This window comes from Shewanella pealeana ATCC 700345 (assembly GCF_000018285.1).
Lineage (GTDB): Bacteria > Pseudomonadota > Gammaproteobacteria > Enterobacterales > Shewanellaceae > Shewanella > Shewanella pealeana.
Genome location: NC_009901.1, coordinates 2,787,845 through 2,799,537, shown reverse-complemented (window position 1 = coordinate 2,799,537; position 11,693 = coordinate 2,787,845). Strand labels below are relative to the sequence as shown.

Annotated in this window: 8 protein-coding genes; 1 reads left to right on the top strand and 7 read right to left on the bottom strand. The window is 42.8% G+C overall.

Annotated elements, in window-relative coordinates; translation table 11 throughout:
• Nucleotides 1-135 precede the first annotated feature (135 nt).
• The 4 genes from SPEA_RS12145 to SPEA_RS12130 all read right to left on the bottom strand — a co-directional run bounded on the left by SPEA_RS12145 (nucleotide 136) and on the right by SPEA_RS12130 (nucleotide 4,234).
• Nucleotides 136-1,281, bottom strand: coding sequence for an HNH endonuclease domain-containing protein (locus tag SPEA_RS12145; protein ID WP_012155540.1), 1,146 nt, complete (start codon nucleotides 1,279-1,281; stop codon nucleotides 136-138).
• 28 nt (nucleotides 1,282-1,309) lie between these two features.
• Nucleotides 1,310-3,346 (bottom strand): DNA phosphorothioation-associated putative methyltransferase, encoded by a 2,037-nt coding sequence (locus SPEA_RS12140; protein ID WP_012155539.1) that lies wholly within the window; start codon nucleotides 3,344-3,346, stop codon nucleotides 1,310-1,312.
• A gap of 44 nt (nucleotides 3,347-3,390) precedes the next feature.
• On the bottom strand, nucleotides 3,391-3,576 hold the full coding sequence (locus SPEA_RS12135; protein WP_041410946.1) for a hypothetical protein: 186 nt from the start codon (nucleotides 3,574-3,576) through the stop codon (nucleotides 3,391-3,393).
• Between the two features lie 79 nt (nucleotides 3,577-3,655).
• Complete coding sequence (locus SPEA_RS12130; RefSeq protein ID WP_012155538.1) at nucleotides 3,656-4,234, bottom strand: hypothetical protein; 579 nt, start codon at nucleotides 4,232-4,234, stop codon at nucleotides 3,656-3,658.
• Nucleotides 4,235-4,336: 102 nt separating this feature from the next.
• On the opposite strand from SPEA_RS12130, the gene SPEA_RS12125 reads away from it, so the two are divergent.
• Nucleotides 4,337-5,245, top strand: coding sequence for a YeeE/YedE thiosulfate transporter family protein (locus SPEA_RS12125; RefSeq protein WP_012155537.1), 909 nt, complete (start codon nucleotides 4,337-4,339; stop codon nucleotides 5,243-5,245).
• Between the two features lie 124 nt (nucleotides 5,246-5,369).
• Here SPEA_RS12125 and SPEA_RS12120 read toward each other — a convergent pair whose 3' ends face one another.
• The 3 genes from SPEA_RS12120 to SPEA_RS12110 form a co-directional block, all read right to left on the bottom strand.
• Complete coding sequence (locus tag SPEA_RS12120) at nucleotides 5,370-7,190, bottom strand: S8 family serine peptidase (RefSeq protein WP_012155536.1); 1,821 nt, start codon at nucleotides 7,188-7,190, stop codon at nucleotides 5,370-5,372.
• Nucleotides 7,191-7,620: 430 nt separating this feature from the next.
• Entirely contained in the window at nucleotides 7,621-8,286 is a 666-nt protein-coding gene (locus SPEA_RS12115; RefSeq protein ID WP_012155535.1) for a response regulator, read from the bottom strand.
• Entirely contained in the window at nucleotides 8,279-11,344 is a 3,066-nt protein-coding gene (locus tag SPEA_RS12110) for a ligand-binding sensor domain-containing protein (protein ID WP_223296499.1), read from the bottom strand. Before SPEA_RS12110 ends, SPEA_RS12115 begins: the two co-directional genes overlap by 8 nt.
• Nucleotides 11,345-11,693 lie beyond the last annotated feature (349 nt).

Below are 11,693 nucleotides of genomic sequence, written 5' to 3'. Positions count from 1 at the left end.
CGTTAGTTAAATCTTAGTACGTCAACTTATCACGTCAAACATATAGTAAGACGTTATAGGTATAACGAGGAGGGTGAATATTCTAGATGATTATTAGATGCAATGCACGGAGGAATTAGGATAATGAATTACAATTTATAACTGGTTAGGTATACAGTGTTGGTTTGACTCTGATTTAGTCCACTTCCAGTTTGGCTCAAACCCTTGTAAGCCTGCAGAGTCCAGTACTGTTTGTAATACGTGGCTCAGCTTGCCAGTGAATTTCAGTTTGTCAGTTAATTCGCTTTTTGGGCACTGAAGGATGGTTATATAGTCATCAATGATGTCAATACGTCGGTGCTTTATTGCCATAGTAACAGCTTCAAAATGTAGCTTTGTAAAGTCCTGTAAAAAGCATTTGTCTGGTAGTTTGTTACTTTTAGACGAGTTACAGCTGTTTAATATAGGCAAGAGGTTCCAAAACTGATTATGGGCAACATAGGACCAAGGTACAAAATGGTCTAATTCGTAATTGGCAGTGCTAAGTTGCTCTCCGGTAAAAATGCATTTGGGTTGATGTTGCGAGATAAATTCATCCCAAAATTTCCGCTGCTTAACTAATGATTCACGTTTAGTATTCAACGTCAGTTTATTGCTTATCGAAGGCGTGTTTGGGTTTTTTCGCTGTAAGTAACGAGTCCAATTTAGCTCGGCCCAACCTTGTACTAAAATGATGTTATTGCATAAGTACTCATACCAGTCTGGGTGTAATGTTAATTGGGGTAAATTACAATCTTCAATAAAGGAAATTTTGTAAATAGGTTTAACAATGTCGAACTGACTTTGTGATAGTTCATACGTTAGGTTATTTTTTTCGGCATCCTTTATGCCTTGTAATTCGGCACTAAAGAAGGGTTGAAGTAAACGGTATGGCACATACTTTAAAACTTGTTTGTTAATCTTAGAGTTGTTAGTTTTGGCTAACTTTTCGAACAATAGTGTAAAGGGCTTACCTTTATGCTGTGACAGGTCGACTGCTACTAAATTTAGGTCGTAGAGGTGTTGAACAATTTGATCTTGAGTGCCGAGGTTTAATTTAAAATAGACTGATGGTACCCAAGCGTGAGCTAATAAGTATTGCGCCAGTTCAGTGCTGTTAACTTTTCCGTCCGGCGTTTTCCCATCCTGAATCAAGCTAAGTAAAGCACGAAAGAAAAGTAGCTTGTAGGAGTTGGTTGTATTGTCGAATATTCGGCTTAATGCAGGAATATCGAGTTTATTACTGGACGGTAGCGGTAACATGAGAAACTCATTAACAATTAAAGTTGCATCATGTTACAGATTTAATGGTAAATCCAATGATTTTTTTGTTTAACATTAATAGCTTTGAGTCAAACTCACATTTTGACATGAACACATTGTCATGCTCATTAAGCCCTAGCAGCTTGCTTAACCTCTTATCAAAACTTAACTGCTTTTTATAAGTCTCGTCAGTAGATGTAAGTAGCAAATGTTTGTTGATTAGAGGTGGCCTAGAATGCTCATCAACATAATCAAAAAAGTCTACATCCAATTGCCACATCTTGACCTTGATACGTTCTCGCAGTGTCGGCAAGGGGCTTGTATCAAAATTATCGTAGCCCATAAAGCTGACTTTACCTGATGTTATATGGATTTTTACGATGTCTATTTCGTCTAACTCCCCATATAACTGAACGGCAGCGCCAACATAAACTCTCAGCAAGGCGGGTAGAAGCGGCAAGAATTGTTTATGCAGTTCAAGCGAGTGGCCATCATTTAATTTACTTGCAGGTAGTATTTGATGTGCTTCAATACATGCTTGCTCTATTTCTTGGGTATTAGCGATCCTGTAGAGTAGGGTTTTAGCTTCTGCTTGGGCAACTTTATAGGTGTCGAAGAATACTTTTATATCTCGCTTCAGCTCATTGGGTAAGTGTGTATAGCCTTTGTGTTGTTCAAACTGACATAGAGCAAAATAAACCAATAAGTCCTCTCGCCTTGTTGCAATTGCGGCCTCGAACACCTTCGTTGCTTGCTCACCTTGAACTTGTAGCAGCAGTTTTAGTGCTTTCTTGGCGTTTCCAATCGCGGCAATTATCTCTGGCGTTTCAGTAAACTCTTCTAAAGCGGGTAAACGACCAAGTTCCAAGCACTTGTCCCAAAAGCGGTTAAGTAGATTGTGATGCTTTGTAAACAGTAGCCTTGCTTGTTCTTCACTTGTTGGCGTTGGAGTGGTTAATTGCTTCCATGAATGGTGGCGTTTAAAGCGGCCAGAAAGAAAACGTTGCTCTTCCAGTTTATCTTTAAATAAGTAGAAAATACCGGGGGCAATGGCGATTGCGTTTTCATCAAGTGTGCGCTCTATATAGCCTTTTAGCTCTGATTGAGCATAATACTTTTGAAAGGTATTTATTGATGTAATGACACCGTCTTTATAGGGTGTGAACTGGCTGATGAATTTGTCGTTGGCTAACATTGCAGAAACGACCAGTAACTTTTCTGTAAGCTCCCAAGCGCCGAGGAGTGCTTCATCTCGCTCAACTTTATCTTCAATCACATTAATAACAAAACCGATATTCACGAGATCGGACTTTACCTTTTCAGCTTCTGGTCGAAAGTTCGGGTCCCAGCCTAAGGCGTCTAATCCGTGAGCTTCTAGTTCTGTTAAATCATCGCCCCGACCGCAGCCATAATCAAAGATAGTATGTTCGCCATTAAGGTAGCCTTGCTTGGCGAGTTGCTTCATTGGGGCAGAGAGTTCATGCCTCACAATCGCAGTTTTATGGCGGTCAATACTTGTTACTGTTGTATTGCTTTGGTCTATAACTGCAGAGCTTCGAAATAATCGCCCGTCTACCAGCGTATAGCCATGCGCTTCAATAGTGCGTAGCCAGCTTTGCTTGAAACCGATCATACGGCTATTTTGGTAAAGCCCGGCATTTTCTCCCTCTTCAGTGATTGCTTTAAATTCATCAAAGCATTCATGTTGAGCAGGAAGCATGGTTTCTTTGCGGTGCAGGATTGGCGGATTGTCACTGTCTTTGTAGTCAACGATACGGTGACTTAGTTTATTCAGGTCAACCGTTACACTTTGAGTGAGTGATGGATAAGCTTCTGTGAAAAAGGTCGGGTAGGAGAGTAGCGATAGTCTGAATTCATTGCGTGATAACTTAACTATATGCCACTCATTCGGATCTATTTTAAGTGCGCTGCCAACTGCAAGAATAAATTGAGTTAGGGAGTTATCTAACTCAGGAAAACAGTCTTTATGTAGATAGATAGCTTCAGGTAATTTCTTTCCTAAAGGAACAGAGCTAACGAGTTGATTAAATTTAGTTGCGTCCACGCTATATCCTTAATTAGCTTACTGCTTCATAGTTAACGTTTGAGTTACTTACTCTTTGGCGTTATTAAATAGAGGTAGGCATTACCTTGCTTTTTAAATGTTAACTCACCACTTTCACGCTTATGCATAAGCTCACAGCCAGACACACCAAAATGCTTCATGGCTTCTTGACTTGTAAGCCAAATACTAGATTTATCACTTTGTTTACTGTCTGGCTGGTTATCTATCATATTGGTATTTCTGATTAACCTTTATTAACTCACAAACCTCAGTTATAGCACTTTGGCTAAACGCTATGCCACTACAAAACTAGTAATCAAGCTGTTTTAACAAGGATAGGGCATTGTCTCCAATTGCTCGTTTTCCAGGCGTTCGTCGGCCAGTGACTTGATTGGTATTCATAAGCTGCACAAACTGGTTCATCTCAGGACCATAGCTGATATGCAACGGCCGTGATTTACCATAATAGTAGATACGATCAAACTTAAGATTTTTTGCGATCCACAATACTACTTCGTCCATTTGTTCTGGCATAGCATCAACAAAAAAATCCACGGCGGCGCCAAGGCGAGGGCAGATTAAGTTTCCTTTGCTGTTTAGCTCGTGCGACGCATGTTGATCAAGGTTAGGCGCAATATGCGGATTTTTATTCTTAGATATTGCTCGTGCTAATTCTGGCGAGGAAAATCCATAAGTCAGAGTTATTGAGCCGAACTGTTCGACAATAGGGTCGAGAAGGTGTACTGCCAGTTGTTGTAATGCGCTCCAAGTCTCTTCTTGTTGCGGGATATTGGCTATTTTCGAGGGAGTAGCAGTTTCACCACAAATGATTAAGTTCTCAAAAAGAAAATGCTGACTAATATGCTGCTTTAAATCTCTATTTATCATAGCTGCCAATTTGATTGAAATTTTTGTGATGATGGACGAAATGGAGTTTATTTGCCTTACTAGTCTATACAGAGTTAGTCGCTATTGTTAAGGGAATATTTAATGACTTTGTTTGTATTTTCGATACTTCTTATCGGTTTGCTTGGTTACTTAGCTCAAACAACTGGGTTATGCCTTGTTCGTGGTGTAAATGAGGCATTAGCCGGTAAACCAATGTTTCTACTTTCCATTGTAATGAGCGGCTCATTGGCTTGGGTTTCTATCGTTATCGGATATCTTTTAGATGTGAAAACACCTTTTATCTCATACGAGTACTCAATGTTAGCTGTAGTTGGCGGATTCCTCTTTGGGCTTGGCGCTTCTTTTAATGGTGGTTGTGGTGTTTCAACTATTAGTAAGTTGGCTAGAGGCAAGCTAGTTATGTTTTTTACAATTACTGGGTGGTTAGCAGGTTGGTTATTGTTAGCGACTTTTTCTCTAGAGTACCAAAAATCCCCGTATCAAATTGAGCCTAATTTGCATACAGGCATACTCATTACGTTATCAGGCTTAATTTTGTTTTGTACAATCAAGATGACAAAAGAGAATCGTCAGCTTTGGCTCAGTATGTTAGGAATAGGCCTGTGTGCAGGCATTGTTTTTTTGCATGAACCTAAATGGACACCGAGCGGGTTATTAAAGGATGTGAGTTTATCGCTTTGGTATGATAAATCAGAAATCTGGCCTGATGAAAGCCGTTTTATACTCATTGCAGCTTTATTAGCTGGTATGGTTGTAGCCGCATTGCATAAGAAAACATTTGACCTAGTAGCATTAACTAGCCGCAGTAGCCTAAAACACTTTTTAGCTGGCTGTCTGATGGGGATTGGGGCGGCTATTGCGAGTGGTGGTAATGATAGTCAGCTTTTGTTGGGCTTACCCTCATTATCTCCAGCTGGGATCACAACAGTTTTTTGTATGTTGCTTGGTATTGCTGGGGGATTAAAGTTACCAGCGATAATTAAACGCTGAATATTTTGTTGAAATACATTTTTGAGAGTTGATAAGCACATTAATTAAAAAAGCCGCGAATGCGGCTTTTTAGGCTATTTTTGTTGATTGTTTGCGACTAACAAGCATCAATCAATCAAATAAATTAAAAGTTGACGCTGACATTGCTAGAGCAATGGTTGGTACCTGCATTACAAACACTGTAAGTGTAAATGCCGTAAGCATTTCTTAATGTATCTTCGTGGCTGCCGTCATTACTTGTTGTGGTTTGGATAAGGCCGTTACGATAAACATCGACTCGACTGCTGCTAGCGCCAGACCAAGTTAAGCTCACTCTATCCTTACCCTTTGAAAATGATGTTGTCGCGCTGAGCTCGATATCTTCTAACGGCTCAGTGGTGTTACAACCCATGTTATCGAGATAAGCACTGGCGTCGGCGACCTTGGCGATACCGTAGCCAAAGTAATCGTCGCGGCCCGATTCTCCAGCGTCAAATGCAGAGGCCTTTAGCGCCTCTCGGATATCTGTACCAGTACAACCGCTATGGTTTGACCATAACAGCGCTGCTAATCCTGAGACCGCTGGGGTCGCCATTGAAGTTCCGCTCATGAAACCATAGTCGCTGGCGGCAATTTTAACTGTCATCTGTGTTGCGGCATGTAAAGCGCCTCTATCGGCTAATGCGGCTCCTACGGCTGGAATTTCAGTGATATTGGCATCCCCCAATGTTCCATATAGCATGCCATCGACATTGTTAACGATAACAGCGCCTAAACCGCCTGAAGCTTCACAGTTTTTAACCTTATCGTGGAATGAGATAACGCCTCGATCGATAAGACAAACTTTACCATTAGCGCTTGCATCTATTGCCTCGGCTGTTCCCATAAAGTACGACTCGGCTGTTACGATACCGGCGTTCTCCATTGCCGAAGAGGCGATGCTTTGTCCGTCTGCTTCAAGGTTGGAATTAACCGCCATGCCTTGAGGGTATGTCGATAGGGTACTCACGCCGCCAGCGGTGATCTCTACGCAACTGCCGTCAATAATCTCAGTTTTGCTTTTTTTGCCTTTGCCGGTAGAAAAGGTTGAGCAGGCGGGGAATTGTGAGAATACGGCAATATTATTGTCAGCATCATTTGCGCCTACCATCATCACCGAGGTATAGCCTGCTGGGTAAGTTCGCACATTATTACCGCTGTTACCTGCAGCCGCGATGACTAAGCCACCGTCAGAGGTGAAGGATTTAAAGGCGTTCTCTTCGGTGGTATTTGGCGAGCCGCCACCTAGACTCATGCTAATAATGTTCGCGCCTGCTGCGCTACAAAGGCTAGCGGCGTGGGCTAAATCTGATGAATAACCCCAGCCACTGGCATTAAAGACTTTAATGATATGCATATCGACACCTGGCGCCATGCCAATCACGCCAAAGTCATTGTCAGCTGCGCCTATGGTTCCGGCTACGTGGGTGCCATGGGGGCCACCATGTTCATACCAGTTGCCGGTGCCCGAGTCACTGTCACCTGTAATAGATGACCATACAAAATCGGGATTAGATTGATCCAGCCCTGAATCAATTACACACACCTTAGTGCCTGCACTGGGGTTTAATGTGAGTTGGTCAGCTTGTGATTGATAGACTGCATAGGGTGTTAGCTGTGTGACGGATGGATCGCCAATGTCATCGCTGTATAGCGACAGCGGTACGCGGCGTTGATCTTCTTCTACAAGCTTAACATGTGGATTATTGAGCAAGCCTTTAACTGTGCTGAGGTCTTTGCCTGAAAATGTTGCTGCGATAAAGCCGCTGCCGTCTACGTTAAGCTCGCCACCTACCTTTTTAGCTAGGGCTTTGACTAATCCCTTGTGTCCCTCATCAACTTGGATGATATAGCGTTGATCCGCTGCCTGAGTTGCAAAGGACAAGCCTATACTCAGGGCGATAAGGGTTTTAGTTGTTTTTCTCATTAATACACTCCATTTATTTATGATTCTTATTAAATATGTCTATTTGAATATTGCTGATAAGCTTCAAAAAACTGGGCATTTGAAATAAAGCGACTGCCATTGGATCAAATTAGCTAACTTTAGCGGGCTAAACTATCGGGGAATCCCTGATATTTGCCTGAGCACTCCCCTGATATTTGCCTGAGCACTCCCCTGATACTTTCCTGAGCAATAGAAGAGTGAAAATGATCTAGGTTTATTTGAATGTATTGGCAATATGTGGAGTGATTAACTGTTACAAGGGGTAATAATGTTGTTGGCTGCTAAGTGATTGCCGTATCTGTTGCTGTCTTCTGTCGCAGTATTCTGTTACTGCCACTATTAATGGCTTTGTCGCAAGCCATGATGCGTCGAGTATTGATTTCGAACTTAAGCGTCAGGGCCACACCATTTAGTGTGGCTCTTCATTGAGGCAAATCAGTTTAGAACGAATGGCAAACCGCACGAGACCGGCAATATCAAATATATTGAGGCGGGACATAATATGGGCGCGATGGGTCTCAACCGTTTTAATACTTACATTCATGCGTAGGGCTATCTCCCTTGTTGAATAACCTTCGGCAATCAGCTGCAAGATCTGCCTCTGACGGCTAGTCAGCAGTTCTATTAAATCGCTGTCTTGATTGCTATCGCCTTTGAGTTTATCGACCATCTGCAGATCGATGTTTTTCCCTATATATTGTTTGTCACTCATCAGTGTAGAAATAGCGGTTTCGAGTTCGTCGACGGCAGACTCTTTCATGAGGTAACCGTGGCTGCCTATGGTGAGTGCTTTTGCAACGTATTCAATGTCGCTGTGCATCGACAGCATTAAGATTTTTGTCTTGGTCTTCATCTTTGTGACGCTACGGGCGACTTCGAGTCCGTTCAAGCCGGGTAAGGAGATGTCTAATATCAACAGTGTCGGTTCGTGGGCTCGCAGTAACGACAAGGCTTCAATTCCATCTCCTGACTCTTGAATGACTTCAACATTGGCGATGGACTCTAATAAACTTCGGATCCCTGCTCGGACTAATATATGGTCATCGACGAGTATAATTGTAATTTTTTCAGACATTAGGGATCACCACCTTAATTATTGAACCATTTGTGACACTTGAGTGAAGCATCAATTTTCCAGATAACGAATGCACACGCTCTTCCATACCGAGTAGTCCTAGATGGATGCCACTAAAGGTATTTTGCTTAGCTTTTTCGACATCAAATCCTTTACCGTCGTCTTTTATTTCGATGAGTAATTGTTCGCTATGATAGATGAGGCTGACACAAATTTGCTTGGCATCAGCATGTCGAATGGCGTTATTGACCGACTCTTGGATGATCCGAAATACATTAATGGTGATCCCTTGATTAACGATGGGAAAATCACTGCTAACGCTGAACTCGATTGGGTTAGCAATTAAGGCTGACATCTTTTCGAGTTGAAGCTTAACCCCTGCGACTAGGCCTTCATCATCCAAGAGAGCGGGGCGCAAATTGAAAGAGATGGCCCGCATCTGTTGGATCATAGTATGGGTAATTGATATGGCTGAATCTATGCGCTCTTGTTCTTGATAGTTAAACTTTTTATAGAGCTGAAGATTGATTTTTGTGGCCGTTAACGTTTGTCCAAACTGATCATGTAACTCTCTTGAAATGGATTTTCGCTCTTCTTCCTTAGCATTTTGTATTTGAGTCGCTAGACTTCTAAGTCCTTGATAGGCTGTACTCAGTTGCTGTTCACGACTTTTAACGTCATCGAGTGCAATCTGCTTCTGCTCTTGCAGCGCCTGTAGTCGCGCCGAGTGTTTCTTCCAACGGGCAATCCGCATTTTATGAAATGCGATAAACATCAGTATGATGACGAAGATAAATGCGATTCTGACCCAAGTTTTCATCCACCAAGGTGGCACTATCTGAACATTGAGTTTGGCGGGCTCACTCCATTGGCCATTATTCCCTTTTCCTCTGACTTCAAGCGGGTGAAAACCTGGGTCTAGATTAAAAAATGTCATGTGTTTTCGGTTGTTTAAACTCTGCCATGGGCTTGATGGCGTCAAACGATATTCATAGTCATGACTCTTCTCGGAAAAATCTAATAATGAAAACTCTAAAGTGAGGACTTCGCCCCAAGGTAGAGCTAGCTCAAGATCGCTCGCGATACCAATATTCATTAGTGGTATGGGCAAAGACTCATGTTCAATTTTGGTAAACTTGATCGGGGCGGGGAGCTCTGGAGTTATCACTCGGTTGCGCTCAATACGAATAACCCCATTGATGGCACCAAAGTAACTGTACTCGCTACTCTGTGAGCGGGCATTTTGTGAAAAACTACCGACATGAAAAAGTTGATCATCGCCTAAATTAAAGGCCGTCTGTCGAGATGGGTTAAAAAACGAAATACCTTTCTTTGTTGTTAGCCATAAATTGCCATCGGACTCAGGTGTAATTGAGATGATGCTTTGCCCCACAAATCCAAGGTGCTTGCTCACGGCTTGGAATGCTTCAACCTTATTGTCGCTATCAAATACAACTTTACTTAAGCCACCGCCGTCGGTTCCGACCCAAATCTGCTGTTTGCTGTCGATGGCGAGATCTGTGATATAGAAATGGCTCAGTGGTTGTTCAAGTTCAGAGTTTGGTTTAAACCGCTGGCAACGCCAATTGCGTGTCTGGCATCGATTTAGGCCACTTGAGCGAGTTCCTACCCAGATCTCATCACCATTGACGAGGAGGGAGGTGATGTAATTGCCGCTGATAGATTCTTTATTGTTACTCTGGTGCCGATAGGCGGTAAACTTTCCTGTGCTGGGATTGAAGTGGTGTAGCCCGGTGCCACCAACACCAATCCATAAGTTTCCATCTAATGCAGGCTCTATGACCCTGACATAACCTTTGCCGATAGAATTTGGATTAGTCGGCTCGTGCCTAAAGAAAGCTAAGGTTTCACCTTGTGCCGATAATTGCCACAAGCCTTGAGATGTCCCCACATAGAGCTGTCCATTGCTTAGCTGGGTGATGCTGTGTACACCTTCGACTAAATGTTGTGCAAGTGGGGACTGCACCTTTAAAATCTGCCCCGAGTCTTGATCTAACCAATGCAAGCCTGTGCCTGATGTGCCGACCCAGGTTTTGTTATTAGTCTGGTCAGTGTAAAGCGCGCTAATGTTTCTGATGGCTGGGAGTGCTTTATTATCGGGTTTAGTGATCAATGAAACGTAGGGAACTTTCGGCTCGATTCGCTGAATTCCTGCGCCCCAAGTGCCGACAAAAAGCGTGCCTTGCGAGTTTTCAACTATGCTAGTGGCGGTTCCTTTAGCGGCTTGCGGCTTTTTATACTCGCTAACTAGCTGGTTGTTAGTGAGATCTAATATCATAAGGCCGTAGCCACTGGTGCCAATCGCGAGGGTGTTTTTTTGGGTCAAGTGAAGCTTGATGATAAGTGGCTGCTGTGCAGAAGAGGGCGTTAAATAGATCTGCTCGACATTATCGCGCTGTGGACCCATCTTTAGTAAGCCATTACGACTCCCGATCCATAGGTTTTGACTCGTATCTTCAGTGATGGCAAATATATCGTCATGTCCGCCTGCTGGCAGCGGGACTCGAATAAACGCTTGTTCTGCACTGTCCCAATAAGCGAGCCCCGCGCCAATGGTGCCAAGCCACAACCGCTGCTTACTATCTAAGAAGAGCCGGTATACATAATCATTGGGTAATGAAGTGGGATCACTGGCTTCATGATAGAAGCGCGTTATCTCGCCTGTGCTGCGGTTTAATCTGTTTAAGCCTATCTGAGTCGCAATCCATAGGTGCCCATCAGGTCCTTCTACCACATCATATACACTGTCATTACTGATGCTATTTTGTTGTTCTGATTGATGACGATAATGGACGAACGTATTGCTTTGTGGCACATATTTATTCAACCCACCGCTATTTGTTGAAACCCAGATAGTGTGATCACTGCTTTGATAGATATTGCGAATATCTAACGCACTAAGGCTATTGGGGGCGCTGGGTTGTGGAATATGTTTCTGTACTTGGTAGCCATCATAGACAAACAGTCCATTTTTAGTCCCTACCCACATAAAGTCTTGATGATCGATCAGCAGGGCTAAAATAATGTCTTCTTCCAAGCCGCTACTAAGGCCTATACGGCTAGTCTCCAAACTTGAAAAAGCGTGGCCCAGCTTGGGAATCAGGCAGATGGCAACAATTGACGTGACAGTCAGGATATATGTAAAACTCGACCGAATTCTGTTCAGAATAATATACAAATAAACTCTCTCGTTATCTGTTACACAGACACTAAGCAGGGGCTTGATTAATATTAGAAGGTATCCGCGTAGCAAATAATAAGCAAATTTAACTTATCGTTAACTTAGTTTGTATTTGGAAAAAATCAGGGTTTCCCCGATATTTCGCTCAATAATTTTCAGGTACGGTTATTAACCAGTAGGCGTTCTACTCACATTAAACGAATTT